The 25,337-nt window shown below is 66.1% G+C and carries 22 protein-coding genes and 1 pseudogene; 12 read left to right on the forward strand and 11 right to left on the reverse strand.

Going from position 1 to position 25,337, the window contains the following annotated elements:
* Positions 1–29: 29 nt before the first annotated feature.
* The 3 genes from QGG75_18055 to QGG75_18065 are packed head-to-tail and all read left to right on the forward strand — an operon-like array spanning position 30 to position 3,044.
* Positions 30–1,550, forward strand: coding sequence for an acyl--CoA ligase (locus QGG75_18055; GenBank protein MDP6069134.1), 1,521 nt, complete (start codon positions 30–32; stop codon positions 1,548–1,550).
* A 7-nt stretch (positions 1,551–1,557) separates the two neighbouring features.
* Entirely contained in the window at positions 1,558–2,538 is a 981-nt protein-coding gene (locus QGG75_18060; GenBank protein MDP6069135.1) for a 2-dehydropantoate 2-reductase, read from the forward strand.
* The gene (locus QGG75_18065; protein MDP6069136.1) at positions 2,538–3,044 is read left to right on the forward strand and encodes an N-acetyltransferase; all 507 of its coding nucleotides are present in this window, start codon (positions 2,538–2,540) and stop codon (positions 3,042–3,044) included. The genes QGG75_18060 and QGG75_18065 overlap by 1 nt, the downstream gene beginning before the upstream one ends.
* Before the next feature lie 173 nt (positions 3,045–3,217).
* On the opposite strand, the gene ggt is transcribed toward QGG75_18065, so the two are convergent.
* Complete coding sequence (gene ggt, locus QGG75_18070; GenBank protein MDP6069137.1) at positions 3,218–4,801, reverse strand: gamma-glutamyltransferase; 1,584 nt, start codon at positions 4,799–4,801, stop codon at positions 3,218–3,220.
* A gap of 86 nt (positions 4,802–4,887) precedes the next feature.
* Between ggt and QGG75_18075 the strand changes: the two genes are divergently transcribed.
* Both QGG75_18075 and QGG75_18080 read left to right on the forward strand, forming a co-directional pair.
* Complete coding sequence (locus tag QGG75_18075) at positions 4,888–6,063, forward strand: FAD-binding oxidoreductase (GenBank protein MDP6069138.1); 1,176 nt, start codon at positions 4,888–4,890, stop codon at positions 6,061–6,063.
* Positions 6,064–6,170: 107 nt separating this feature from the next.
* Entirely contained in the window at positions 6,171–6,572 is a 402-nt protein-coding gene (locus QGG75_18080) for an MAPEG family protein (protein ID MDP6069139.1), read from the forward strand.
* 18 nt (positions 6,573–6,590) lie between these two features.
* Here the strand turns inward: QGG75_18080 and QGG75_18085 are convergent, their stop codons facing one another.
* Positions 6,591–8,936 carry a bifunctional salicylyl-CoA 5-hydroxylase/oxidoreductase gene (locus QGG75_18085; GenBank protein MDP6069140.1) on the reverse strand — a complete coding sequence of 782 codons (2,346 nt, stop codon included), beginning with the start codon at positions 8,934–8,936 and terminating at the stop codon, positions 6,591–6,593.
* Between the two features lie 76 nt (positions 8,937–9,012).
* On the opposite strand from QGG75_18085, the gene QGG75_18090 reads away from it, so the two are divergent.
* The 3 genes from QGG75_18090 to QGG75_18100 all read left to right on the forward strand — a co-directional run bounded on the left by QGG75_18090 (position 9,013) and on the right by QGG75_18100 (position 11,990).
* Positions 9,013–9,501, forward strand: a complete 489-nt coding sequence (locus QGG75_18090; protein MDP6069141.1) for a DUF123 domain-containing protein — start codon at positions 9,013–9,015, stop codon at positions 9,499–9,501.
* Positions 9,502–9,777: 276 nt separating this feature from the next.
* Positions 9,778–11,013, forward strand: a complete 1,236-nt coding sequence (locus QGG75_18095; protein ID MDP6069142.1) for an MFS transporter — start codon at positions 9,778–9,780, stop codon at positions 11,011–11,013.
* Positions 11,010–11,990, forward strand: a complete 981-nt coding sequence (locus QGG75_18100; GenBank protein ID MDP6069143.1) for an amidohydrolase family protein — start codon at positions 11,010–11,012, stop codon at positions 11,988–11,990. The genes QGG75_18095 and QGG75_18100 overlap by 4 nt, the downstream gene beginning before the upstream one ends.
* Here QGG75_18100 and QGG75_18105 read toward each other — a convergent pair.
* The 4 genes and pseudogenes from QGG75_18105 to QGG75_18120 form a co-directional block, all read right to left on the reverse strand.
* Positions 11,987–13,165: pseudogene (locus QGG75_18105) on the reverse strand (CaiB/BaiF CoA-transferase family protein). The gene QGG75_18100 and the pseudogene QGG75_18105 overlap by 4 nt on opposite strands.
* A gap of 8 nt (positions 13,166–13,173) precedes the next feature.
* Entirely contained in the window at positions 13,174–13,953 is a 780-nt protein-coding gene (locus QGG75_18110; GenBank protein ID MDP6069144.1) for an SDR family NAD(P)-dependent oxidoreductase, read from the reverse strand.
* A gap of 45 nt (positions 13,954–13,998) precedes the next feature.
* Positions 13,999–14,805 carry an enoyl-CoA hydratase-related protein gene (locus QGG75_18115; protein ID MDP6069145.1) on the reverse strand — a complete coding sequence of 269 codons (807 nt, stop codon included), beginning with the start codon at positions 14,803–14,805 and terminating at the stop codon, positions 13,999–14,001.
* Positions 14,806–14,839: 34 nt separating this feature from the next.
* Entirely contained in the window at positions 14,840–15,472 is a 633-nt protein-coding gene (locus tag QGG75_18120; protein MDP6069146.1) for a TetR/AcrR family transcriptional regulator, read from the reverse strand.
* 160 nt (positions 15,473–15,632) lie between these two features.
* Here QGG75_18120 and QGG75_18125 point away from each other — a divergent pair, with 160 nt between their 5' ends.
* Together QGG75_18125 and QGG75_18130 are read left to right on the forward strand one after the other, a co-directional pair.
* The gene (locus QGG75_18125; GenBank protein MDP6069147.1) at positions 15,633–17,453 is read left to right on the forward strand and encodes a DUF1446 domain-containing protein; all 1,821 of its coding nucleotides are present in this window, start codon (positions 15,633–15,635) and stop codon (positions 17,451–17,453) included.
* Positions 17,450–18,064, forward strand: coding sequence for a class I SAM-dependent methyltransferase (locus QGG75_18130; GenBank protein MDP6069148.1), 615 nt, complete (start codon positions 17,450–17,452; stop codon positions 18,062–18,064). Before QGG75_18125 ends, QGG75_18130 begins: the two co-directional genes overlap by 4 nt.
* Before the next feature lie 7 nt (positions 18,065–18,071).
* Here the strand turns inward: QGG75_18130 and QGG75_18135 are convergent, their stop codons facing one another.
* Complete coding sequence (locus QGG75_18135) at positions 18,072–18,995, reverse strand: radical SAM protein (protein ID MDP6069149.1); 924 nt, start codon at positions 18,993–18,995, stop codon at positions 18,072–18,074.
* 101 nt (positions 18,996–19,096) lie between these two features.
* Here QGG75_18135 and QGG75_18140 point away from each other — a divergent pair, with 101 nt between their 5' ends.
* Positions 19,097–19,537: a MarR family transcriptional regulator gene (locus QGG75_18140; GenBank protein MDP6069150.1), complete on the forward strand. Its 441-nt coding sequence runs from the start codon at positions 19,097–19,099 to the stop codon at positions 19,535–19,537.
* Here the strand turns inward: QGG75_18140 and QGG75_18145 are convergent.
* The 4 genes from QGG75_18145 to QGG75_18160 are packed head-to-tail and all read right to left on the reverse strand — an operon-like array spanning position 19,534 to position 23,580.
* Positions 19,534–20,469: a radical SAM protein gene (locus QGG75_18145; GenBank protein ID MDP6069151.1), complete on the reverse strand. Its 936-nt coding sequence runs from the start codon at positions 20,467–20,469 to the stop codon at positions 19,534–19,536. The genes QGG75_18140 and QGG75_18145 overlap by 4 nt on opposite strands.
* Before the next feature lie 23 nt (positions 20,470–20,492).
* A complete protein-coding gene (locus tag QGG75_18150) occupies positions 20,493–21,428 on the reverse strand; it encodes a 3-hydroxyacyl-CoA dehydrogenase family protein (GenBank protein MDP6069152.1) in 936 nt (311 codons plus the stop codon).
* Positions 21,425–21,835 carry a cobalamin-dependent protein gene (locus tag QGG75_18155; GenBank protein MDP6069153.1) on the reverse strand — a complete coding sequence of 137 codons (411 nt, stop codon included), beginning with the start codon at positions 21,833–21,835 and terminating at the stop codon, positions 21,425–21,427. Before QGG75_18155 ends, QGG75_18150 begins: the two co-directional genes overlap by 4 nt.
* Before the next feature lie 14 nt (positions 21,836–21,849).
* On the reverse strand, positions 21,850–23,580 hold the full coding sequence (locus QGG75_18160) for an acyl-CoA mutase large subunit family protein (GenBank protein ID MDP6069154.1): 1,731 nt from the start codon (positions 23,578–23,580) through the stop codon (positions 21,850–21,852).
* A gap of 276 nt (positions 23,581–23,856) precedes the next feature.
* Here QGG75_18160 and QGG75_18165 point away from each other — a divergent pair, with 276 nt between their 5' ends.
* Positions 23,857–25,053, forward strand: a complete 1,197-nt coding sequence (locus QGG75_18165) for a thiolase family protein (GenBank protein ID MDP6069155.1) — start codon at positions 23,857–23,859, stop codon at positions 25,051–25,053.
* The last annotated feature ends 284 nt before the right edge of the window (positions 25,054–25,337 follow it).

Genomic DNA, 25,337 nt, shown 5'->3' on the forward strand with positions numbered 1-25,337 from the left:
CGCTGACCTGAAAGCCAGCGTAGCGAGCCATGTCGAATACCGTCACCGAATTGATCGAGGCCGGAGCCGCCGAGGCCCCGGCGCTGGGCGCCCCGGGGCGGCCGGAGCTCGACTACGCCGGGCTGAGAAAGTTGGCCGCCGAGGTGCGCGGCGCCCTCAACGCCGCCGGCATCGGGCGGGGCGACCGCCTCACCATGGTGCTGCCCAACGGCCCCGAGATGGCCGCCGCCTTCGTCGCCGTGGCCGGCGCCGCCACCACGGCGCCGCTCAACCCGGCCTACACGGCCGACGAGTTCGCCTTCTATCTCGACGATCTGGAAGCCCGGGCGCTGCTGGTGGAGGCGGGTTCCGAGAGCCCGGCCCTGCAGGTTGCGGCCGAGCGCCGGATTCCGATCATCGAACTCCGGCCGCAAGAGGGGCCGGCGGGACGCTTCACGCTTTCTTCCGCAACCGGCGGCGAGGCTGCCAAGCCGGGCCCCGCCGGGCCCGACGACGTGGCCCTGGTGCTGCACACTTCGGGCACCACCTCGCGGCCCAAGCTGGTGCCGCTGAGCCAGCGGAACGTTTCAGCCTCGGCCGGCCACATCGGCGCCACCCTGGGGCTGGGTCCGGACGACCGCTGCCTCAACGTGATGCCGCTTTTCCACATCCATGGCCTGATGGCGGCGCTCTTGGCCAGCCTCGGCGCCGGCGCCTCGGTGCATTGTGCGCCGGGCTTCAACGCGCTCAGCTTTTTCGCCTGGCTGGCCGAGGTCGAAGCCACCTGGTACAGCGCCGTGCCTGCCATGCACCAAGCCATCCTGGCTCGGGCCGGGCGCAACCGCGAGATCATCGCCGCCCACCGCTTGCGCTTCGTGCGCTCCTCGAGCTCATCGCTGCCGCCGCAGGTGCTGGCCGAGTTGAGCGCCGCTTTCGCTTGCCCGGTGGTCGAGGCCTACGGCATGACCGAGGCGGCCCACCAGATGGCCTCGAACCCGGTCGACCGGGACCGCGTCAAACCCGGAACGGTGGGGCTGGCGGCGGGACCGGAAGTGGCCCTGATGGACGCCGCCGGCGAGCTGCTGGAGGCGGGCCAGACCGGCGAAATCGTCATCCGCGGGGCCAACGTCACGGCTGGCTACGTGGCCAATCCCAAGGCCAACGCCGAGGCCTTCACGAACGGCTGGTTCCGCACCGGCGACCAGGGCTGGATCGACGCGGACGGCTATCTCACCATCTCGGGCCGGCTCAAGGAGATCATCAACCGGGGCGGCGAAAAAATCTCGCCGCGCGAGGTCGACGAGGTGCTGATGGACCACCCGGCGGTGGCCCAGGCGGTGGCCTTTGCGCTGCCCCACGACAAATTGGGCGAGGAAGTGGCGGCAGCGGTGGTGCTGGACGAAGGCGCAACGGCCATTGAGGCGGAGCTGCGCGACTTCGTGGCCGGGCGGCTGGCCGCCTTCAAGGTGCCGAAACGGATCGTGCTGCTTGACGAGATCCCCAAGGGCCCGACCGGCAAGCTGCAGCGCATCGGCCTGGCCGGCGTGCTGGGCATGACGGAGAAGGATTGAGGGTGGCATGAAAATCGCCGTCTTCGGCGCCGGCGCCATCGGCGGCCTGCTCGGCGCCCGCCTGGCCAAAGTTGGCGCCGACGTTACCCTGATCGCCCGCGGCCCCCACCTGGCCGCCATGCGGGCGGGTGGCTTGACGCTCATCGAAGCCGACGGCAGCCAAAGCACGGTGGCCGTCGCGGCCACCGACGATCCGGCCAAGGCCGGGCCGCAGGACTACGTCATCGTTACGCTCAAGGCCCATTCCGTGGCCGCCGTTGTCGCTGACATCGCGCCGCTGCTGGGCTCCGAGACGGCCGTGGTCTGGGCCGTCAACGGCATACCCTGGTGGTATTTCCACGGGCTGGCGGGGAATCACGAAAACCACCGCCTGGAATGCCTGGACCCGGATGACGTGCAATGGCGGGGTCTGGGACCCGAACGCCTCATCGGCTGCGTCGTCTGGTGGGCTTCCGAAGTCGTCGAGCCCGGCGTGGTGCGCCACGAATACGGCAACCGCATGCCGCTGGGCGAGCCCGACGGCAGCCGAAGCGCGCGCGCCAAGGCACTCAGCCAACTGCTCATCGAAGCCGGCTTCAAATCGCCCTTGCGGCCCCGCATCCGCAACGAGATCTGGATGAAGCTCTGGGGCAACCTTTCCTTCAATCCCATCAGCGCACTGACCGCTGCCACCATGACCGGGATGGCAACCGATCCCGGCACCCGGGCCGTGGCCAGGGCCATGATGGCGGAGGCCCAGCAGGTGGCCGAGGCGCTGGGCGCCGAGTTCTCCATCGACGTCGATACCCGTATCGAGGGCGCCGCCGAGGTCGGCGATCACCGCACCTCGATGCTGCAGGACCTGGAGCGCGGCCGGCCGTTGGAGCTCGAGGCCCTGGTCGGCGCCGTGGCCGAGATGGGCCGCCTGGTGGGCAAGCCCACCCCCACCATCGACAGCGTTTACGCCCTGGTGGCCCAGCGCGCCCGCACCCGCTCGGCGGGCTCTTAGTGGCGACCTTGATTCGCGAGGAAACCGGAACCGACAGCGCTGCCATCGCCGCCGTCGTCGAGGCCGCCTTCGGCCGGCCCGAGGAGGCCGATCTGGTGGCCGCGCTCCGCGTCCAGGATGCCTTGACGATTTCCCTGGTCGCCGAGCGCAGCAATGCGCTGGTCGGCCATATCGCCTTCAGCCCCATCACCGTCGAGGCAAACCCGCATGATCTCTGCTGCCTCGGCCTGGCGCCACTGGCCGTGGCGCCGCACCAGCAGGGCCGCGGCATCGGCGGCCGCCTGATCAAGGCCGGCCTTGCCGCGGCGGCTGGCTGGGATCTGGTTTTCGTGCTCGGCGATCCCGGTTACTACGAACGTTTCGGCTTCGAAGTGGCCCAGCGCCACGGTCTGGCCTGCGAATACGAAGCCCCGCCCGAAGCCTTCCGGGTTCTCGAATTGCGCCCCGGCGCCCTGGCCGCCGTCAGCGGCACGGCGCGTTACAACGAGGCGTTTGCGGAGGTCTAGCCCGCATTTCTCACCTGGGGGCGACCCTTCGGGCGCCGCTGTCGCACCGACAGGGTGCGTCACGCTGCTTGCCCGATGTCCCACATCGCGCATTGCTGCGTTCCTACCCTGTCGGCGCGACAGCGACGCGCAGGCCATGACCCGGTGAGAAATGCGGGCTAGGCAGAGCGCCGCTAATAGCCAATCGCGCAGCCGTCCTTGCGCGGATCCGAACCGGCCGCCAGCGTGCCTTGCTGCCAGTCGATCCAGATGGCCTGGCCGCCGCCGAAGGGGCTGGCGACGCGGCTCGTGCTGTGGCCCAGGCCGCTCAAGCCGGCAGCCACCGCTTCGGGAACGCCGCTTTCCAGCCCGTAAACCCCGTTGAAGTGGAAACCGCGGGGGCAGTCGATGGCGGCCTGCGGGTCCATGCCGAAATCCAGCATGTTGGTCAGCACATGAACCTGGCCGACGGGTTGGAAGTGGCCGCCCATGACGCCGTAGGGCATGACGGCGCGGCCATTACGGGCCAGCATGCCGGGCATGATGGTGTGCAGGGGGCGTTTTCCGGGTGCGATGCAGTTGGGGTGGCCGGGCTCGAGGCGAAAGCCGCTGCCGCGGTTTTGCAGCACTACGCCGGTCGGGCTGCACAACCCCGAGCCGAAGGGATGGAAGGTCGAGTTGATGAAGGAAACGGCGTTGCGGTCCTTGTCGACGACGCTGAGGTAGATGGTATCGGGGTGGCCGGGCGGGCGGATGGCCTCGAGCGCCATGGCGCGGTCGCGGCTGACCTCGCGGGCCAACACCTGGGCGAAGTCCTTGCTGAGCAGGTTCTCCACCGGCACCTCGGCCTGGCGCGGATCGCCGAGGTAGGTCTCGCGCACATTGAAGGCCAGGCGCGTGGCTTCGCCCTCGAGATGAAAACGCTCGATGCTCAGGGGATCGAGGCCGGCAAACGAGAAATTCTTGAGGATGTTGAGCATCAGCAGCGCCGTGATGCCCGGGTTGTTGGGCGGTACCACGAAAACCTGGTGGCCGCGGTAGGTGGTGCTGATGGGGGCCAGGACCTCGGTCTCCTGGGTCGCGAAATCCTCCAGGGAATGCAGCCCGTCGAGGGAATTCAAGTAACCCACGATGTCTTCGGCTATGGGCCCTCTATAGAACCCATCCCGGCCCTCGGCGGCGATGGTGCGCAGCGTTGCCGCCAGGTCCGGCTGGCGGTGCACGTCGCCCACCGCCGGGGCTTTGCCGCCGGGCAGGAAGATGCGCGCCGCATTCTCGTCCCGGGCCAGCTTGTCGGCCGCCAACTGCCAGTCGCGGGCCACCCTCTCGTGCACCACATAGCCATCATCGGCAAAGTCGATGGCGGCGCCCAGCAAGCGGCCGAGTTCCATGGTGCCGAAACGATCGAGCAGCGTGGCCCAGGCGTCGATGGCCCCCGGTACGGTCACGGCGTGGCTCTCGTAATGCGGTATGCGCCCGATCTTGCGCTCCAGGTACCAGTCCACTGTGGCCCGTGCCGGGGCCCGGCCCGAGCCGTTGACGGCAACGATGTCGGCGCTGCCCTCGGGCGCCACCAGGGCAAAACAATCGCCGCCGATGCCCGTCGACTGGGGCTCGACGACGCAGAGCACGGCGCTGGCGGCGATGGCCGCATCGACGGCGTTGCCGCCGGCCTTGAGAATCTCGACCGCCGCCTGGCTGGCCAGGGGATGAGAGGTCGAGGCCATGCCGTTGAGCGCCCGTACCGCCGAGCGGCCGGGAGACTGGAAATCACGCATTTTTTTCCTCTCCGCGAAACCGGCGCAGTATGCACGATAGGAATCGCCGGGCACAATGTGGGCGGGAAGCGGGGAAAGGTTCGGGAATGGACGAGAAAGCCGACGTGTTGATCATCGGCGGCGGCGTCATCGGCAGTGCGGTGGCGTATTTTTTGGCGGCCGAGCCGAATTTTGCCGGCACGATCACCGTCGTCGAGCGTGATCCAACATACGCCACCTCGTCGACGGCGCTGTCGGTGGCTTCGATCCGGCAGCAGTTCTCGACGCCGGAAAACATCCGCATGTCGCTGTTCGGCGCCGAGTTCTTTCGCTCCGCCGGTCAGCACCTGGCCGTCGACGGCGAGGCCCCCGATATTGCCTTCCGCGAATCGGGTTATTTGTTCCTTGCCAGCGAGCAGTCGCTCCCCGTTTTGCAATCCAACCACCAGACGCAGATCGAATGCGGCGCCACTGTTGCGCTGCTGACGCCGGCCGAACTGGCCCAGCGTTTTCCCTGGTTGGCCGTAGACGACCTGGCGGCCGGCTCGCTGGGTCTGGCCAACGAGGGCTGGCTCGACCCCTATGCGCTGCTACAGGCCTTCAAGCAAAAAGCCATCAGCCTGGGGGTGCGCTACCGGCGCGACGAAGTGGTCGCTCTGGAGCGCCAGGGAAACGCCTTGGTGGCTGCCGAGCTCGCTTCGGGCGAAAAACTCGAATTCGCCATCGCGGTTAACGCCGCCGGCCCCCGCGCCGGCCGCCTGGCGGCCCTGGCCGGCCTTGAACTTCCCGTGCGGGCGCGAAAACGCATCGTCCATGTCATAGATTGCCCCCAGCCCATCAGCGACTGCCCGCTGGTCATCGATCCCACGGGGCTCTACTTCCGGCCCGAGGGCCAAACTTTCCTCAGCGGCATCTCGCCGCCCGCCGACCAGGACCCCGACCGCGACCGCCTGGAGGTCGACAACGACCTTTTCGAGACCATCTGGCCGCTGCTGGCGCGCCGCGTGCCGGCCTTCGAGACCCTCAAGCTCCAGCGCACATGGGCCGGCTATTACGCCTACAACACGCTCGACCAGAACGCCATCCTGGGGCCCCATCCCGAGGTCGAAAACTTCATCTTGGCCAACGGCTTCAGCGGCCACGGCCTGCAGCAAAGCCCGGCCGTGGGCCGGGCGCTCAGCGAACTCATAACGTTCGGCAGCTACGCCACGCTCGACCTCTCGCGCTTTGGCTGCGAGCGCATCATCGAACAAAAGCCGGTGCGCGAGCTCAACGTGGTCTGATCGCCTTTTACGGAATGGCGTCAAACTTCAATATCTAGCATCATGCTCGACGGCTTATACTATATCTCGTGGCCATCGCACAGTTTGACAAGACAGGAGAGTTACCGATGTCGGAACTTTCGATCGAACTCAGGTTGCTGGCCTATGCGGCCCTGATCTGCATCCTGCTCTGGCTTCCCTACGTCCTGGCCCGCGCCCAAACCTGGGGCCTAGCCGCCACGGCCGGCTATCCCGAGGACCCGCCGGCCCTGCCCGGTTGGGCACTGCGCAGCATTCGCGCCCACGCCAACTGGGTCGAAAACCTGGCGCCCTTCGCGGCCCTGGTGCTGCTGGCCCACGTCGGCAACGCCAGCAACGAAATGACGGCGCTGGGCGCCAGGCTCTTCTTCTGGGGCCAATTGGTCCGCACCGTCGTCCACATCGCCGGCGTGCCCTGGATCCGTACGGGAGCGTTCATGGTGTCGTGGCTCGGTATGGTGCTGATCTTCTTGCAGGTGATCGGGTACTAAAAGCGCCCCTGGCGCCGCTTAGATCCGTAGCGCCGATAGATCCGGGGCCGGCGCCGCGTCATCCGTGGGCCGGGCCGGCTTGACAGCCAGGCGGAGCTCGACGAGTTCCTCGTTCTGGCGCTCGGCCAGCGTTAGCGCCTGGTCGCGGCCGGCGCTGTATTGCTCGGGCCAGGGCTGGTCGGCCTGGCCGTAATGGGCCGCGGCGCGCAGCGTGAAGTAGGGATCGGACAAGTGTGGCCGGGCCAGGACGCAGAGATCGGCGCGGCCGGCCGCGATGATGGTGTTGACCTGGTCGGCGCTGGTGATGTTGCCCACCGCGATGGTGGGAATGCCGGCTTCCAGGCGGATGCGTTCGGCGAATTGGGTCTGGAACATGCGGCCGTAGACGGGTTTGGCCCGGGTCGAGGTCTGGCCCGCCGAGACGTCGATGATGTCGCAACCCAGTGCCTTGAGCCCGCGCGCCAGCTCGACCGCTTCGGCCGCCTCGAAACCCTCGCCGGGTACCCAGTCGGTGGCCGAGAGGCGCACGGATATGGGTTTCTGCCAGACTTCGCGCACAGCCTGGAAGACCTCGAGGGGGTAGCGCAGGCGGTTTTCCAGGATGCCGCCGTAGTCGTCGCCGCGCTGGTTGGAAAGCGGCGAGATGAAGCTCGAGAGCAGGTATCCGTGCGCCATGTGGACTTCGATCATGTCGAAGCCGGCTTCCTGGGCATAGCGCGCGGCACGCACGAATTCGTGGCTTACCCGGCCCATGTCTTGGCGGTCCATCTGGCGCGGCACTTGGCTATGGGGGAACCAGGGCAGCGGCGAGGCCGATATGATCGGCCAGGAGCCTTCGTCCAGCGGTTCGTTGTCGCCTTCCCAGATCAGTTTGGTCGCCGCCTTTTGTCCGGCGTGGCCCAGTTGCAGGCAGATCTTGGCGGCTGAGCTGGCGTGCACGAAATCGACGATGCGAAGCCAGGCGTCGCACTGGGCTTGGTTGTAAATGCCGGTACAGCCGGGCGTGATGCGGCCCTGGGCCGAGACGCCGGTCATTTCGCTGAAGACCAGTCCGGCACCGCCGACGGCGCGGCTGCCCAGGTGCACCAGGTGCCAATCGCCGGGCAGACCGTCCCGGGCCGAATACTGGCACATGGGCGAGACCACGACGCGGTTTGCCAGCACCAGGTCGCCAAGCCGGAAGGGCGTGAACATGGGCGGCGGATTACCTGCCAGGGGCAGGCCTTTCTTTCTCACGTCCTCGGCGAACCAGGCGTCGATGCCGGCGATGTAGTCCGGGTCGCGCAGCCTGAGATTCTCGTAGGTCACGCGCTTGGAGCGGCTGAGCAGACTGAAGGCGAACTGTTCGGGCTCGAGGCCGTGGTAGCGTTCGGTGTCCTCGAACCAGATCAGGCTGGTCTCGGCGGTGCGTTGCAGCCTGGCCACTTCGTCCTGGCGGCCGCCCTGGTAGGCGGCCAGGGCGTCGGCCACGTCCGGGGTGGCTTGCAAGGCCTCGTGCAGCGCGATGGCGTCCTCCATGGCGAGCTTGGTGCCCGAGCCGATGGAGAAATGCGCCGTGTGCAGGGCATCGCCCAGCAGCACCACGTTGCCATCATACCAGCGCTCGTTGCGCACCGTCGGGAAGGTGCGCCAGAGCGAGCGGTTGGCGACCAACTCGTGGCCCTCGAGGTGGGCGGCGAAAAGCTTCTGGCAATAGGCCAACGTGTCGCTCTCTGCCGCCTGGTCGAGGCCGGCGCGGCGCCAGGTCTCCTCCGTGCACTCGACGATAAAGGTGCTGGTCTCGGCCTCGAACTGGTAGGCGTGGACGCGGAAGAGGCCGTGCTGGTTTTGCTCGAAGATGAAAGTGAAGGCCTCCAGCGGCAAGCTGGTGCCGAGCCAGACGAACTTGTTCCGCCGCCAGTCCAGGCTGGTGCCGAAGGCCTCTGGGCGGGCGTCGCGAAGGGCGCTGTTGATGCCGTCGGCGGCCAGGATCAGATCGCTGTCGGCAAAGCCCGAGGGGTCAATGATCTCGTGTTCAAAATGCAGCGCACAGCCCGCGGCTTGGGCATGGTGTTGCAGAATCTGCAACAGCTTGCGCCGCGACATGCCGCAGAATCCGTGGCCGCCCGAGCGCACAACCCGGCCGCCAAGGCGCACGTCGATCTCGTGCCAATAGGCGAAGCTGTCGACGATCTCGCGGTGGCTGGCGCGGTCATAATCGAGAAAGCCCGACAAGGTCTCGTCGGAGAACACCACGCCGAAGCCGAAGGTGTCGTCGGGCCGGTTGCGCTCATAGATGTCGATCTGGCGGTCCGGCTCGGCCTTTTTGGCCAGCAGCCCGAAGTAAAGCCCGGCGGGGCCGCCGCCGACGATGCTGATCTTCATGATGCGCTTCCGGGAAAGAGGAATTTGCGCAATTATGGTAGGTCTAAAGCGCCCGGAAACAAGCGGAAGCGGCGAAATGGCAGGGGTCAGCAGGACCATGCGGGGCGCCCTGGCCGGTGTGCCGGAGGGCGCCGGGGCCTATGCCCTGGTGCTGGACTTGCGCGCTCCCAGGCGGCTGCCCCAGCGCCTGGCGCCGCAACCGCTGGCGCCGGGGCCTTACCTTTACGCCGGCAGCGCCCGGGGGCCGGGTGGCCCGCGAGCCCGCCTGGCGCGGCACCTCAGGCGCCAGAAGCCGCGGCACTGGCACCTCGATTGGCTGACCGGGGCGCCGCCCGCGCTGGTCCGATTCTATGGTTTCGCGGCCTTCGCGGCGGCCGGCGAATGCGACGTCGTGGACTGGCTGACGGCCCGCGGCGCGACGCAGGTTCCGGGTTTCGGAGCCAGCGACTGCCGCCGTTGCCAGGGCCACTTGCTGGCTCTTTCAAGGGCGCCGGGGCTCGGCGAGTTGGCCGAAGCACTAGCGGGAACCCTGATCTGGAGCCGGGATATCCCAAGGATACGTTAACCAATCGCTGTTACAACCGGACCTGCCATGAACGCACTTGGACCCCTCCTCAAGCGGCTCCGGCGCGACGCCGGCGGCGTCACGGCAGTGGAGTACGGCCTCATCGCCGGGGCCTCATCGCCGTCGCCATCATCGCCATTGTGACGGCGCTGGGCAGCGATCTTACGAATATTTTCAACGACGTCTCGGACGGCCTGCAAAACGGCGGCTGAAGGCAGCCGCGATCCGTCAGATTGAGGCTGCGCCGTGCGGCCCACTGCGTTTACGCTAGCCCCCATGCTCGCCGAGTCCCTGTCCCCAATCGCAAAGCTCCCATGGCGCCGCCGGCCCGAGGTGATGCTGATGCTGATGGCCTCGGCCTCGGCGCTAGCCTTCGCCACCTGGAACGTGCTGCTCAACAACTTCGCCATCGAACGAGCGGCCTTCGACGGCGCCGACATCGGCGTGTTGCAAAGCCTGCGTGAGGTGCCGGGATTTCTTGCCTTCGCCGTGGTTTTCCTCTTGCTGGTCCTGGCCGAGCAGACCCTGGCCCTGGCGGCCCTGGTGCTACTCGGGCTGGGCATCATGGTGACGGGCTTTTTCCCCAGCTTCATGGGTCTCTGCCTCACCACGCTGGTGATGTCGCTGGGCTATCACTACTACGAGACCCTGCAAAGCTCGCTAGCGCTGCAGTGGTTCGACAAGCAACGCGCGCCGGCACTGCTGGGCCGCTTGATCGCTGCCACCTCGCTGGCCTCGCTGCTGGCCTATGCCCTGGTCTACGCCGCCATGGAATTGCTGGCGCTCGATTTCCGCTGGGTTTACCTGATCGGCGGCGCCACCACGGTGGCCCTGGCCGTCACCGCCCGCCTGGCCTTCCCAAGCTTTGCCGCCCAGGTGCCCCAGCGCAAGCAGATGGTGCTGCGCCGACGGTACTGGCTTTATTACGCTCTGGTCTTCATGTCGGGAGCGCGGCGCCAGATTTTTGTCGTCTTCGCCGCCTTCCTGATGGTCGAGCGCTTCGGCTTCGACGCCGCCGCCATTGCGCTGATGTTCCTGGTCAACTGCCTGGCCAACATCCTGTTTGCCGAGCGTATCGGCCGTCTCATCGGGCGCTGGGGCGAGCGCCGGGCGCTCACGTTCGAATACCTCGGGCTGATCCTGGTCTTCACCGGATATGCCTTCGTCGAAAGTGCCGCCCTGGCGGTGGGGCTCTACATTCTCGATCATCTGTTTTTCGCCATGGCCATCGCCATCCAGACCTATTTCCAGAAGATCGCCGACCCGGCCGACTTCGCCGGCTCGGCCGGCATGGCCTTTACCATCAACCACATCGCCGCGGTCGGCCTGCCGGTCGTGCTGGGGCTCTTGTGGCTGGCCTCGCCGGCCGCCGTCTTTCTCTCTGGCAGCGCCATGGCGCTGGCCTCATTAGGCCTCGCCCGGCTGGTGCCCCAGGCGCCCGCATCCGGACAGGAATGGCAGGCGCCGCAAATAATCACCCCTCTTCTCCGCAAAGAAAGGACCCCCTCATGACGGTGATCGACGTCCACACCCATATGCTCAACGACGAATGGCTGGCCCGCATCAAGCAGCACGGCGGGCCGCACTACTCCGTCAAGGAATTCAAGGGCCAGCAGGTGGTGCACATGGACGGCGCCCCCTTCATGACCTTGCAGGACGGCATGTTCGATTACGACCTGCGCATCAAGAACATGGACCAGGCGCGGGTCGACTTGGCCATCGTTTCGCTGACCTGTCCCAGCGTCTATTGGGGCGACGAGGCCGTGAGTGCCGAGAGCGCGCGCCTGATGAACCATGACATGGCGGCCCAACAAACCGCCTATCCCGACCGCATCCGCTGGTTCGCGACGCTGCCCTGGCAATATCCCAAAGCCGCCGTGGCCGAGCTCGAACGCTCGGTAGCGGCCGGCAGCGCCGGCGTCTTCGTCACCGCCAACGTGCGCGAGATGTCGCTCACCGACAAAACGCTCGCGCCCATCTGGCAGGCCATCGACGACCGGGCGCTGCCCGTGCTGGTGCATCCCGCGGCGCCGCCGGGCGTCGGTGCCATGGACATGTTCAGCTACAACCTGGTGGCTTCGGTGGGTTTCACCTTCGACACCACCTTGGCGGTCTCGCGCATGATCTTCGACGGCTTTTTCGAGCGCTACCAGAAGCTCCGCATCATCGCCTGCCACGGCGGCGGCTATCTGCCCTACCTGGCCGGCCGCTTGGACATCTGCTACGACAACATGCCGTCGACCCGCGAGCACATCGATCGCGCGCCCTCGACCTACCTGCCGCAGCTCTATTACGATTCAGTGGTCTTTAGCCAGGGCGCGCTTGAGCTATGCCTCAACGTGGCGGGGTCCGAGAACGTGCTCTACGGCTCCGACTATCCCCACAACATCGGCGACATGCGGGGCTGCCTGCTGCGCGTCGATTCGCTGCCCGCCGATAGCCGCTTCAAGGTCCGCGGCCGGAATGCCGAGCGCGTGTTCGGGCTTTAGATTACGCCGGCCCCACGCAGCCCCTCCAGCTCGGTTTCGTCGAGTCCGGCTTCAGCCAGGACCTCGTTCGTGTGCTCGCCATGCAACGGCGCCGGTCGCACCTCGAAGTCGAAATCCGTCATCTTCAGCGGGAAGGCCGCCTGGACGATCTTGCCATCGACCGGGTGGTCGTATTCGACGAACATCTCGCGGGCCCGGAAAAGCGCACTTTCGTGCGCCTCTTCAAGTGTCCAGACCGGGGCCACGCAGGTATCCAGATGCGCCAGCGTTTCGACCCAGTGGTCGCGGGTGTCGGTGAGGAAATGGGCGGCGATGGCGGCGTGGATGGCGGCCGCCTCGGGGCCTTCGGCGTACTGCTTTTCGCCCCATTCGGAGTGGCCGATGGCGTCACAGAAATTCTGCCAAAAGCGCCATTCCAGGGCACCGAGGTGCACGTACTTACCGTCGCTTGTTTCTTAGAAGCCGTACCAGGGGTACTTGCCCGAAATAATATCGTTGCCGCGTTCGGGGACGCTTCCGTCGGCGTTCCAGCTCGACATGGGGATCACCGTCATGTCCAGCGTACAGTCGGTGATCGAGGCGTCGACATAGCGCCCCCGGCCCGAGCGCCGGGCGTCGTAGAGCGCCGCCAGCATGCCCATCAGAGCGCCCGTGGTGCCGCCGGCGATGTCGGCGAACTGGAAGTTGGCGTCCGACGGCGGGCCGCCTCGGCTGCCTATTTGGTCGGTTAGGCCGGCGTATGAGGCGTAGTTCATGTCGTGGCCGGCCCGGCCACTGAGCGGCCCGGTTTGGCCGAAACCCGAGAGCGAGCAATAGACCAGCCGCGGATTGAGCGCGCTCAAGGTTTCGTAATCGAGCCCGAGCTCGGCCATGGCACCGGGCCGGAAGCCCTCCAGCAGGATATCGGCGTTGGCCGCCAGTCGCCCAACCGCGTCGCGGCCCTCCGGCCTGCGGTAATCGATGCGCAGCGACCGCTTGTTGCGGTTGAGCACATGGAAACGGGCCGAGTTCTCGCCACTCATCGGCCCGATCTTGCGGATGTAGTCGCCGAACTTGGTGTCCTCGACCTTGATCACGTCGGCGCCCAGGTCGCCCAAAAACATGGCGGCCAGCGGCCCCGGCAGGAGGCGGGTGAATTCGAGTACGGTAACGCCCGCCAGCGGCTTTTCGGCCATGTTGCCCCCTACTTCTTGTAAGCCTTGCGGCTGGCCAGGGTCATGGTGTTGAGCTGTTGGCCGCCGTCGATGTCGATCTCGGCGCCGTTGAGGTAGCCCGACTGGGGGCCGCAGAGGAAGGCGATGACGTTGGCCACCTCCTCGACCGTGCCGAAGCGCCGGACCGGGCTGGTGGCCATCAGGCCGTCGCGGATCTCGGTTGGCATGGCCAGTACGGTTTCGGTCTCGATGAAGCCGGGCAGCACGGTGTTGCAGGTGACGCCGTGGCGGCCGTGCTCGACAGCGACGTTGCGGGCCACGCCCAAGAGACCGGCCTTGCTGGCGCTGTAGCCGATCTGGCCGGGCAGGCCGCCCCGCGCCGCCGTCGAGGAGACGTTGACGATGCGGCCCCAGCCCTTGTCGATCATGGCCTGGATGCTGGCCTGAATCATGTTGAAGGTGCCGCCGAGGTTGACGCCGAGCTCCCACTGCCATTTCTCCGGCGTCATGCGGGTGAGCGGCGCGATGTTGGCCACGATGCCGGCCACGTTGGCCAGGATGTCGGCCGGGCCGAGCGCCTCGGCCGCCGCCGCCACGGCGCCGCGCACCGCCTCGGGATCGGCGATGTCGACGACCTGGGTAGTGGCGCGCCGCCCCATGTCCTCGACCGCCCGGGCCACCTCGGCGACCTCGGGATTGATGTCGAAGAGCGCTACGTCGGCGCCCTCGGCCGCCAGGCGTTCGGCGCTGGCCCGGCCGATACCCTGAGCGGCGCCGGTGACGATGGCGATCTTGTTTTCGAGTGTCATGCGATGGCTCCCGGTTTTGCTCCCGGCGGCAAGTCTATCCGGCCCTCAGGTCGCCGTCGCGTGTTTGCCGACGCGGCCCCGGTCGCGCTTGTCGTAGAAGGCCTGCAAGCGCTCCATCACCGGCGGGTTGGCAACGCCCGTATAGCCGTAGATGCAATCGATCCTGAGCTGGTCCTCGAGATTGCGGCCGATCATCTCGAACACCGTCTCCTTGGCCGAGCGGATGGCCCAGGTGTCGTTGCGCAGGATCTTCGACGCCGTCTCTTCGGCCGCCGCCAACAACTCGCCGTGCGGCACCACGCGGCTGACCAGGTTGACCTGTTGCGCCCGCTGGGCCTCGATGGGCTCGCCGGTGAGCAGCATCTCCAGGGCGAACCCGCTGCCGCAGATGTTGACCAGCCGGGCCACGCCGCCGTCGCCGTGGTGGTAGCCCCGGCGCACCTCGAAGGAGCCGAACTGAGCCTGATCGGAAGCGATGCGAATGTCGCAGGCCATGGCCAGCTCGAAGCCGCCGGCCAGGGCCCAGCCGTTCACGGCGGCGATGATGGGTTTCAAGATGCGGTGCTGGCCGCGGGTGATACCGCCAAAGCCGTCGGCCACCTTTTGGCGGGGATAGAGGGCGTCGGCCGTCAGCAACGGCGGAATGTAGTGCTTGAGATCGGCACCGGCGCAAAACGCTTCGTCGCCGGCCCCGGTGAATATGGCCAACTCGACCTCGTCGTCGGCGTCGAATTCGGCCCAGGTTTCCCACAACAAGCGATGGGTGTCGGGATCGATGCAGTTCATCACCTCGGGGCGGTTGATGGTGACGTTGGCGATCTTGCCCCGCTTTTCGTAAAGCACGGTCGGCATAGGGTTCTCCTCGAGTGGAACGAATCGTGCGGTGTCAGCCGTCGGCGCCGAGCGCCCGGCTGAGGTAATCGCGGATTTCCAGGTGGTAGGCGGCCGCCAGTTCGGCCTCGCTGCGGCCGGTGACGCCGGCCAGGGTGGGCAGGCCGGCCTGGAAGTAGCTGATCGAGCCGATCATGTGAAAGAGGAAGAGCATGGCGTCGGGGCGTGAGAAACGGCCGGCCAAAGCCTCGTCCACCAGGCCGGCCATGCGGTGCAGCACCTCGCCGAAGATCCAGTGCTCGACGCGTTCGGTGCGGCCTACGTTGTCCATCAGCTCGCGCATCACGATCTGGGCGTAGTGGGGCCGGCGCTCGGTCCACTCGAGCAGCGCATCGGCCAGCGCCATGACCCGGCCGTCGGGCGCCAGGCCGGCCTCGGCTGCCTGGGCGTAGACCTCCTCGAGGCTCTCGGCGATGCGCTCCAGCACGGCCGCATAGATGGCGGCCTTGCTGGAGAAATGGTGCAACAGCGAGGCGTTGGGCATGCCCAGCCGGCGGCCCATGTCGCGCAGGCTGGTGCCGTAGAAACCCCTGGCGGCAAAGCCCTGCTCGGCCTCCTGCAAGAGCCGCTCGCGGGTCTCCTTACCGCGTTGGACGCGGCTGCTCGGAGCTTGTGTTTCTGTCTGCATTTCATTTCTACCGATCAGTTGGTAAGTATAATAGGCAATCCCACCAGGTTTGTAAAGCCCCGCCGTTTCCGGTTTCCTTCGCCGCCCTGGTGTGCCAACGTTGAAGAGGAAAAAAGGCCCCCGTGGGGCCCGGCGGGGGGCCACAGAGCGGGAGAGAAAAATGGCCAAGGACATCGTGAGAATAGGCGGCGCCGCCGGTTTCTGGGGCGACACCAACGCGGCCCCGGTGCAACTGGTGGAGGGCGGCAAGCTCGACTACGTGGTTTTCGACTACCTGGCCGAGGTCACCATGTCGATCCTGGCCCGGGCCAAGGCGAAGAACGCGGACGCCGGCTACGCTATCGACTTCATCCAGTACGTCATGCCGGCCATCGTCAGGCCGGTGGCGGAACAGGGCATCCGCGTCATTGCCAACGCCGGCGGCATGAATTCCCAGGCCTGCGCCGAGGCCGTGCGCAAGATCGCCGCCGAGGCCGGCGTCAGCCTCAAGGTAGCGGTGGTGCTGGGCGACGATTTGATGCCGAGACTCGACGAGGTCCGGGCGCTCGGGCCCACCGAGTGGGCCAGCGGCGAGGCGTTGCCGGAAAAACTCGCCAGCATGAACGCCTATCTTGGTGCCTTCTCCATCGCCGAAGCCCTGGCCGATGGCGCCGACGTGGTGATCACCGGCCGCGTCGTCGACAGTGCCGTGACGCTGGCGGCCTTGATCCACGAATTCGACTGGCAGGTGGACGATTACGACCTGCTGGCGGCCGGCAGTCTCTGTGGCCACATTCTCGAATGCGGAACCCAGGCCACCGGCGGCAACCACACCGACTGGCAGCTCGTGCCGGGCTGGGACGACATGGGCTATCCCATCGCGGAATGCAAAGCCGACGGCTCCTTCGTGCTGAGCAAGGTGGACGGCACCGGCGGCCTGATCACGCCGGGCACGGTGGGCGAGCAGATGCTCTACGAGATCGGCGACCCGCGGGCCTACCTCTTGCCCGACGTCTCCTGTGATTTTACCGCCGTCACCATGACCCAGGCCGGAGAAAACCGGGTGGCGGTGAGTGGTGCCCGTGGACGGCCGCCGAGCGCCACCTACAAGGTCTCGGCCACCTACATGGACGGCTTTCGCTGCGCCACCTCGGTAATGCTGGGCGGCCGCGACGCCGCCGCCAAGGCGCGGCGCACGGGCGAAGCCATCTTCGAGCGCACGCGGCGCATGTTCCGCGAACGCAATCTCGGTGATTATCGCGAAACCCGCATCGAGACCTTCGGCGCCGAAGAGATGTACGGCGCCCAGACCCGCGCCGGCGCAGCCCGCGAGATCGTGCTCAAGGTCTCGGCGAGGCACGACCAGAAGGAGGCGCTGGATCTCTATTCGCTGGAAATCGCCCAGGCGGCGCTGGGCGCGGCGCCCGGCATCAGCGTTTTCCAGCCCGGCCGGGCGCGTCCCCAGCCGGTGATCCGGCTGTTTTCCTTCCTCATCGACAAGGCCGCCGTGCCGGTCGAGGTCGACGTCGAGGGCGAAAGCCGGCCCAGCGAGCTGGCGACGGACGGCGGATTCGATCCGGCCAGCCTGCCCGACCAGACTCCGGCTCTTCCCGAATCGGATCCCGAGGATCCGGTCACCGTGCCGCTGATCGCGCTGGCTTATGGCCGCAGCGGCGACAAGGGCAACCATGCCAACATCGGCCTGGTGGCCCGGGATCCTGAGTTCCTGCCCTGGATCAACCGGGCCGTCACCGAGGCGGCGGTGGCGGAATATTTCGAGCACTATCTCGAGGGCAACGTGGTGCGCTACCAGCTGCCCGGCATCCATGGCCTCAATTTCATGCTGCTGGATGCGCTTGGCGGCGGCGGCATCGCCTCGTTGCGCACCGACCCGCAGGGCAAGGCCTACGCCCAGATGCTGCTGGATTTGCCGGTCAGCGTGCCACGGGCGCTGGCCGAGGCCCATGAGTTGCCGCAAGAGGAGGCCCAGGACGCGGCGTGAGCGATCCGGTCGTCGAGCGGCGTGAGCACTGGCAGGGGGTCTACGCCGGCAAGGAAGTCGACCAGGTGGGCTGGCACCAGACCGAGCTCACGGTTTCGCTGGAACTGATCGGGCAAGCCGGCCTGGCCGCCGGGGCGGCGGTGATCGACGTCGGTGGCGGCGCCTCGACCTTGGCCGACAGCCTGCACGGCTTGGGCTACGCCGTCACCGTGCTCGATACCACGGCGGCGGCCATCGAGGCCGGCCGGGCGCGGCTGGGAGACCAGGTCAACTGGCTGCAAGCCGACGTCACGACCTGGCGGCCTGACACCGAATTCGATCTCTGGCACGACCGCGGGGTCTTTCATTTTCTCACCAAGGCGGCCGAGCGCGCCGCTTACCTCACGACTCTCGGCGCGGCCCTGAAGCCGGGCGGCCACATCGTCGTCGGCACCTTCGCCATGGACGGCCCGGAACGCTGCTCCGGCCTGCCCGTGGTGCGCTACGACGCCGCCCGCATGGGCCGCGAGCTGGGCCCCGGGTACGCCTTGCGGGCCGAGGCCTTCGACGATCACGTCACGCCTGGCGGCATGGTCCAGCGCTTCTGGTTCGGGCTATTCCGTAGGGTTTGAACGTCCCTCAGATGCTGCCGCCCGAGATCGGCAGGTGGCCGAGATCCCCCTGGGCCAGATGGTGGGCCTGATTGAAGACCATGTAGGCGCCACAGCGCTCGCAGTCGACGTCGTTGCCGTAGCAGCAAAAGGTGCGCTCGAAACTGCCTTCGTCGCCCATGTATAGCGGCAGCACGTTACGCAACAGGCACTTTTCGCCATTCTCGCCGATTGATTCCATGCAGATGTCCGACATCATCATCTCGAGGGTTTCGATGTTCGATTTGATGAGGTTGGGGTGCTTTCGCTTGAGCGCCATCAGGCGCTCGACAACGCGGTCGCGTTCCTTGAGATCCCGCCAAAAAAGCGGGCTCTCGTCGTTCCGGGTGGGCACGTAGAAAGTAAAGGCGAGACCTGTGACGGGCCAGTCCTTGACCTGTTCGACGAAGTCCTCGAGGTGGGCCTCGTTCTGCCGCGTCAGCACCATCTGCAGCATCACCGAGGTGCCGTCGCCGAGCTCGCGGTCATGGATGGCGTCTTTGACCTTTTGGAAAACGCCTTCGCCGCGGATGGCGTCGTTGGGCTCTTCCGGCCCGTCCAGCGACACCGTCACCAGATGCCCGGGCACCGAGGGAATGCCATAGGTGCCGTTGGTGACGATGGAGCACTGCTCGAAGAGCTCCATGGCTTCGAAAACCAGGTCCTTGCGGATCATCGGCTCGCCGCCCATGAAGAGCATCGACTTGATGCCGTGCTTGTCCCGGAGCTGGCGCAACTGGTGCAGCATGTTGGCGTCGTCCATCTTGTCGCGCGGCGAGTTGGGATTGTCGTCGCGGTAGACGAAGCAATGGCTGCAATCGAGATTGCAGGCGTTGGTGACCAGAACCAGCGCCGCCGGAAAGCTGCGCTCGCCAAAATCGGTCGGGTTCTTGAGCTCGTTCTTGGCACCCATGTCGGCCTCCCTCCCTGTGCAGCCCGCGGCGATTGAGAACGTTGGGCCGGTGTGACAGTATATATCTCGTTTCCGAGATATACTCAAGGAAAGAATTTCGTATGCGAGATAATCCCCTGCGGGCGCGCTTCGAGGACTCGGCCGCCAACGAGTTGGGCCGGGTCTTCCGCCACCTCAACCGCAGCTTTGGCGAGGCCCTCAAGGGCCATGGCCTGTCGGCCCTGCAGGCCAACATGCTGATGGAACTGTGGCTCCAGGGGCCGCTCTCGGTAGGCGCCCTGCAGCGCCACATGTCGCTGGCCTCGTCGAGCCTCAGCGGTGCGCTGGACCGCATGGAGCGGGCCGGACTGGTGCGCCGCGTGCCCTCGCCCGAAGATCGCCGCTCGTTCGTCATCGAACCGGCGGATTGGCACGGCGATCAGAAACAGGCGGTGATGCAAACGCTGGTCGACACCGAGGATGAATTCTTGGCGCCCTTGAGCCCTTTGGAGCGTCGGCAGCTGCTCGGTTTGCTGCGCAAGATCAGCACCCCGGAGGCCTAGATACTGCCGCCCGAGATGGGAAAATGCCCGCTGTTGCCCCGGGCCAAATGGAAGGCCTGGTTGAAGACCATGTAGGCGCCGCAGCGCCCGCAATCGACGTCGTTGCCGTAGCAGCAAAAGGTGCGTTCGAAACTGCCCGCGTCACCCATGTATAGCGGCAGCGTCTTGCGCAATTCGCAGTTTTCGCCGTTCTCGCCGATGGTCTCCTGGCAGACCTCCGACAGCATCAGTTCGAGCGCCTCGACGTGGCTTTTGATCAGGCCGGGATAGCGGCGTTTGAGGGCTATGAGACGCTCGACCACGGGGTCGCGATCGGCGAGGTCCCGCCAGACCAACGGCCCGTGGTCGTCACGGGCAGGCACATAGAAGGTAAGTGCGAGGCCCGAGATGGGCCAGTCCTTGAGCTCCTCGACGAAGTCCTCGAGGTGGGATTCGTTTTGCCGCGTCAGCACCATCTGCACGATCACCGAGGTGCTGTCGGCCGCATCGCGGCCATGAATGGCCTCTTTGACCTTTTCGAACACGCCCTCGCCGCGGATGGCGTCGTTGGGGCGCTTTGGCCCATCCAGCGAGACCACCACCGTGTGCCCCGGCACGCTTGGAATGCCATAGGTGCCGTTGGTGACGATGGTGCTTTTGTCGAACAGCTTCATCCCCTCGAGCACCAGATCACGGCGGATCATCGGCTCGCCGCCCACGAACAGCATCGATTTGATGGCGTGCTTGTCCCTGAGCAGGCGCAACTGGTGCAGCATGTTGGCCTCGTCCATCTTGTCGCGCGGCGAGTTGGGGTTGTCGTCGCGGAAGACGAAGCAGTGGCTGCATTCCAGATTGCAGGCGTTGGTGACCAGGACCTGCGCTTCGACGTAGCTTTCCGGGCCGAAGTCGGTCGGCTCCCTGAGTTCGCGCTCCACCCTGGCCTTGGCCGTCATGGGGCCCCCTTGGCGCCTTGTGGCTAGCCCTTCTTCTTCTTTTCCGGCTTGGGCGGCCGCTCGGCGCCGAGGAATTCGTACCAGCCGCCCTTGGAATCGGGCTTGAACTTGGGATCGCCCTTGTAGCCGGCCAGGATCACCTTGCGGGCCAGCGCCGGCACGGCGTAGCGCTCGCCCAGCGTCTCGAAAAGATAGCTCTGGGCCTGCACGAAGCTGTCGAAGCTGGCGGTGTCGTCCAAGAGCTCGAAAACGCCCATGGGCCAACCCAGGCCGGTCTTGACCATCTCGTCGATCTCGGCCGGGCCGGCGACGCCGAGTTCGACCAGGCGGATGGCCTCGGCGACATAGAGGTTGATGAAACGCGTCATGAAGAAGCCCGGCGAATCCTTGACCACCACCGGTTTCTTGCCGATGGCGGCGAGGTACCCGACCACCTTATCCAGTTCGGCCTGGCCGGTGAGCTCGCTACGCCCCACCTCGACCAGCGGCAAGATGTTGGAGGGATAGAACCAGTGCGTGCCCACCAGGCGGCTGGTGTTATCCATCTTGGCGGCCAGCTCGGAGATCATGATGGAAGACGTGTTGGAGGCGAAGACGGCGTCGCTGGCAACGTGTTTTTCCGCCTCACAGAGCGCATCCTGCTTGACGTCGACGATCTCGGGAATGGATTCGAAGACCAAATCGGCGCCGGCCAAGCCCTTGGCGTAGTCGGTGCTGCCCGCGACCCGGCCCATGATCTCGGTGGCCTGATCCTCCGTGATCTTGCCGCGTTTTACGCCCTTTTGCAGGCCGAAAGGGCCCTTCTCGATGAGCTCCATGCCGAGGTCGATGCTGGCCTGCTTGCGCGAGACCAGGGTGACACGAACGGCGCTGGCCTGCAGGCAGGCCAGCGCAATGCCGTGGCCCATCAGGCCGCCGCCGCCGAGGATGGCGACGTGTTTGAATGCGTCCGCGCTCATGCTGCGTCCTCCTTTGCCCGGCCAAGGTTTTCCTGGATCAGCTCGATGGCCGATTCGGCGCTGGTGCCGGGACCGAAGATGGCGGCGACGCCCCATTCCTTGAGCTGCACTTCGTCGTCGGCCGGGATGACGCCGCCGGCCAGCAAGAGCACCTCGCCGAGGCCGATCTCCTCGAGGCCGGCGACGAGCTCCTCGAAGACCGGCATATGGCCGCCCGACGAGCTCGAGACGCCGATCACGTTGACGTCCTCTTCCAGCGCCGTGGCGACGATCTCGGGGGCCAGCAGGAAGTTGGTGAAGATGACCTCGAAACCGGCGTCGCGAAACTTCTTGGCGACATAGCGGATACCGCGGTCGTGGCTGTCCATGGCGGGTTTGGCCAGCAGTACGCGTACGGGTTCGCTCATGGTGATTCCTCCGCCTAATACTCGTGCGGTGCGTTCCAGCCCAGCGCGTCTTTCATGACCTTCATCATTTCGCCGTTGGTGGCGTCGGCCCGCGAGGCCTCGATGGCGGTCTCGATGATGTCGCCCCGGCCCAGATCCTTGATCTCGCTTTCGGCAAAGGCGGCCATGGCCTTCTCGAAGGCCGCCATGGCCTTTTTGTGGCGCTTCTGATCGCGGCTTTGGCGCAATTCGTCGAGGCGCTCGAGGGTCACGCGCTCGACCTCGGGATCGATCTTGAATAGGTCCTGCTGGTTCGACTCTTCCTCGGTCTGGTAGCAATTGAGGCCGACGACGCGGCGGCTGCCCTGGTTGATCATCTCGCGCCAGCGCTCGGCCGAGGCCTCTATCTGGCGGCGGATCCAGCCGTTGCGCTGGGCCTCGACGTAGCCGCCCTGGGCTTCGATCTCGTCGACCATCTCGAGCGCCGCGTTGGCGATCTGGTCGGTCAGCGCCTCGACGTAGTAGGAGCCGGCCAGGGGATCGGAGACCGAGGTGATGTTGGTCTCCTCCTGGATCACCTGTTGAACGCGCAGCGCCAGAGTTGCCGAATCCTCGGTGGGAATGGCGAAGGCCTCGTCGTAGGACGAAACCTCCATGGCCTGGACGCCCGACATGGCGGCGCCGAAGGCGTGCAGCGTGGTGCGCACAAGATTGACCAAGGGCTGCTGGGCCGTCAGCGCCGAGCCGGCGGTGTGGGTGTGGATGCGCACGTGCATGCCGCGCGGGTCCTTGGCGCCGAAGCGTTCCTGCATGGTCGAGGCCCAGATGCGCCTGAGCGCCCGGATCTTGCAGACCTCCTCGAAGAAGTCGTTGGACTGGGCGATCTGGAAGCCGATGCGCAGCAGCGCCTGGTCGGCATCGAGGCCCGATTCGACGCAAGCCCGCACCAGGTCGATGCCGTAGGCCAGCATCAGCGCGATCTCGTGCACGGCGTTGCCGCCAGCCTCCTCGATGCCGTAGCCGAAGAGGTTGGTGGTGTTCCAGCGCGGCATGTTCCTGGAACAGTAATGAATGAGCTCGACGGCCAGCTTGAGGCCCTGGGCGGGAGGGAACGTACTCATGCCGGTGTAGGCCGACTGGTGGTACCAGTTCATCGAGTTGCCGCGCAGATCGCCGGGGCCCAGGTCCCTTTCCTCGGCCAGCGCGATGTACTGCGCCAGCGCCGGAATCACCTGAAAGTAGGTGATGTGGATGACGTTCATCTTGGTCAGGTCCATGTCGGCAAACAGCGTCGCCATGTCGGCCTTGGTGTAGGTCGCCATGCCGCACTGGCCGATGCGGCCCCGGGCCCCGGGATGGTCGGGGTCGATGCCTTCATGGGAGACCAGGTCGTAGACCAGGTTGTAGAACTTCTGGCCGAAGTAGCCGATCATGCCTTGGGCCGAAAGGGCGTCCATGCGCTCGCGGGTGTGTTCCGGCAGGCCGTAGCCGATGACCGGCTGGTTGGCCCAGTGCATGAGTTGGTACTGGGCCGCCAGGTTGCCCCGCGTAAAGGGATACTGGCCCGGCGCCCCGATCTGGCTGAAATCGATACCCTCGACATCGTGGGGAAAGTAGGCCGTCTTGATGGGCAGGCCGGAATGGGTCTCCGGATTGCGCGCCCGGGCCGGTGCCTGGTTGCCGAACTTCTCGACCATCTTGGCGTAGGTCGCCTCGCGCTCTTCGCCCAGTTCCTGGGAAACCGCCAGGGTATCTTTGTCGAACATCGCCACCCTCCTGTCGCTGTCGATCAATTGGTTGGCGCGCTTTGCCGTGTTCGGTAACAATGCAAACCAAACAATCGTTAGGTTAAGGTATCGACGTGCCCCCGGGCGGTCAAGGGCAAAAATGTTGGGCCGGCAAAAAACACTTGCCAGGGCAAATCGAATCCCATACCTTAGCCAAACGATCGTTTGGTTAAAGACGGAAAACCGAAAGATCCGCGACGGGGACTGAACCCGGCCCGGCAAACAGCTCAAGGACCAGGACAAGGACAAGGAAAAATGGCCTCGCAAGCATATCTGGTTGATGGCGTGAGAAGCCCGATCGGCGGGCTGGGCGGCTCGCTGTTGCCGCTCAGGGCTTCCCAATTCGGCGCCACCGTGAGCCAGGCGCTGCTCGAGCGCAACGGCGTCAAGCCCACTGACATCGAGCACATCGTCGCTGGCATGGTGATGCATGATCTGATCGAATCGAACCCTGCCAGGGTGGTGGGCAAGCTCATCGGCGTGCCGGACGAGGTGGCGTCCTTTACCCTCAACATGCAGTGCTGTTCGGGCATGCAGGCGCTGATCCTGGCGGCCCAGCAGGTGGCGCTGGAGCAGTACGACTGCGTGCTGGCGCTGGGCCTCGAATCCATGAGCCAGGCGCCGCATATCGTGCGCGGCGCGCGCTGGGGGTTGCGCATGGGGGGGACCGTGTTTCACGACATGTTCACTGAAGCCTCCTACGCCGGCTCCAAGATGTGGGACGATCCCAAGGTCATGATCGACGTAGCCGAGAAACACGCCCGTGTCGACGGCGTCAGCCGCGAGGACATGGACGCCTACGCCGTGGTCTCCCACACCCGGGCGTTGGAAGCCATGGACGCGGGCCGGCTCGACGACGAGATCGTGCCCATCGAGGTGCCCCAGCGGCGCAGCGGCGCCAAGCTATTCGAGCGCGACGAACATCCCCGTCCCGGCATCAGCGTCGAGGCCCTGGCCGGATTGCCGCCGGTGCAGGAGGGCGGAACGATTACCGCCGGCAACGCCGCCGGCATGAACGACGGCGCTGAGGCGGCGCTGGTGTGCAACGAAAAGGGCTTGAAAAAGCTCGGCCTCGAGCCCTTGGCGCGCTTCATCATGCCGGGCATGGCCCAAGTGGGCTGCGATCCCAACCTGATGGGCTATTCCTGCGTCGACGCCCTCAACGCCGCCCTGCAAGCGGCCGAAATGCGTACCGAAGACCTGGATCTCATTGAATGCAACGAGGGCTTCGCGGTGCAACTGGTGGCCTGCCAGCGCCAGGGCCAGTGGGCCTCAGAGCGTCTCAACGTCGACGGCGGCTCGGTCGGGCTGGGCCATCCCGTCGGCATGTCGGGCATGCGCATCGCCGTCCACCTGGCGCATGCGCTGAAGCAGCGCCATCTCAAACGCGGCGGCGCCACCATCCCGGCCGGCAGCGGCCTGGGTACCGCGGTGCTGCTGGAAGCTGCCTAAAGCGAACCCCAGTTCCTGGGATTCACTTTAGGTCTTTATCGCTCACGGCGGCGGGAGTCTTGTCGCTCACGGCGGCGACCCTGGCGGGCCGCAGCCTCCGCGGGGGCGCCGCAGTAGCGGCGGGTCGCGCTTGCTCCCGTTGCACTAGGGCCTGTTGACATTTAAGGGATTCCCAAGAGCGTCAAAAAGTGATTCAAACTTCCTTTTGCAAGGAGGTTTTGATGAACACGGGACGTTTCGTCATCAGGGATGAGGTCTGGGAAAAGGTTTCCCCCCATCTTCCG

The sequence above is a fragment of the Alphaproteobacteria bacterium genome (assembly GCA_030740435.1).
Taxonomy (GTDB): domain Bacteria; phylum Pseudomonadota; class Alphaproteobacteria; order UBA2966; family UBA2966.

What these genes read in the sequence shown, in the direction of transcription:
- QGG75_18055 (MDP6069134.1), top strand. Translation starts at nt 30, where the DNA reads ATGTCGAATACCGTCACCGAATTGATCGAGGCCGGAGCCGCCGAGGCC.
- QGG75_18060 (MDP6069135.1), top strand. Translation starts at nt 1,558, where the DNA reads ATGAAAATCGCCGTCTTCGGCGCCGGCGCCATCGGCGGCCTGCTCGGC.
- ggt (MDP6069137.1), bottom strand. Translation starts at nt 4,801, where the DNA reads ATGCGTGATTTCCAGTCTCCCGGCCGCTCGGCGGTACGGGCGCTCAAC.
- QGG75_18075 (MDP6069138.1), top strand. Translation starts at nt 4,888, where the DNA reads ATGGACGAGAAAGCCGACGTGTTGATCATCGGCGGCGGCGTCATCGGC.
- QGG75_18080 (MDP6069139.1), top strand. Translation starts at nt 6,171, where the DNA reads ATGTCGGAACTTTCGATCGAACTCAGGTTGCTGGCCTATGCGGCCCTG.
- QGG75_18085 (MDP6069140.1), bottom strand. Translation starts at nt 8,936, where the DNA reads ATGAAGATCAGCATCGTCGGCGGCGGCCCCGCCGGGCTTTACTTCGGG.
- QGG75_18090 (MDP6069141.1), top strand. Translation starts at nt 9,013, where the DNA reads ATGGCAGGGGTCAGCAGGACCATGCGGGGCGCCCTGGCCGGTGTGCCG.
- QGG75_18095 (MDP6069142.1), top strand. Translation starts at nt 9,778, where the DNA reads ATGCTCGCCGAGTCCCTGTCCCCAATCGCAAAGCTCCCATGGCGCCGC.
- QGG75_18100 (MDP6069143.1), top strand. Translation starts at nt 11,010, where the DNA reads ATGACGGTGATCGACGTCCACACCCATATGCTCAACGACGAATGGCTG.
- QGG75_18110 (MDP6069144.1), bottom strand. Translation starts at nt 13,953, where the DNA reads ATGACACTCGAAAACAAGATCGCCATCGTCACCGGCGCCGCTCAGGGT.
- QGG75_18115 (MDP6069145.1), bottom strand. Translation starts at nt 14,805, where the DNA reads ATGCCGACCGTGCTTTACGAAAAGCGGGGCAAGATCGCCAACGTCACC.
- QGG75_18120 (MDP6069146.1), bottom strand. Translation starts at nt 15,472, where the DNA reads ATGCAGACAGAAACACAAGCTCCGAGCAGCCGCGTCCAACGCGGTAAG.
- QGG75_18125 (MDP6069147.1), top strand. Translation starts at nt 15,633, where the DNA reads ATGGCCAAGGACATCGTGAGAATAGGCGGCGCCGCCGGTTTCTGGGGC.
- QGG75_18135 (MDP6069149.1), bottom strand. Translation starts at nt 18,995, where the DNA reads ATGGGTGCCAAGAACGAGCTCAAGAACCCGACCGATTTTGGCGAGCGC.
- QGG75_18140 (MDP6069150.1), top strand. Translation starts at nt 19,097, where the DNA reads ATGCGAGATAATCCCCTGCGGGCGCGCTTCGAGGACTCGGCCGCCAAC.
- QGG75_18145 (MDP6069151.1), bottom strand. Translation starts at nt 20,469, where the DNA reads ATGACGGCCAAGGCCAGGGTGGAGCGCGAACTCAGGGAGCCGACCGAC.
- QGG75_18150 (MDP6069152.1), bottom strand. Translation starts at nt 21,428, where the DNA reads ATGAGCGCGGACGCATTCAAACACGTCGCCATCCTCGGCGGCGGCGGC.
- QGG75_18155 (MDP6069153.1), bottom strand. Translation starts at nt 21,835, where the DNA reads ATGAGCGAACCCGTACGCGTACTGCTGGCCAAACCCGCCATGGACAGC.
- QGG75_18160 (MDP6069154.1), bottom strand. Translation starts at nt 23,580, where the DNA reads ATGTTCGACAAAGATACCCTGGCGGTTTCCCAGGAACTGGGCGAAGAG.
- QGG75_18165 (MDP6069155.1), top strand. Translation starts at nt 23,857, where the DNA reads ATGGCCTCGCAAGCATATCTGGTTGATGGCGTGAGAAGCCCGATCGGC.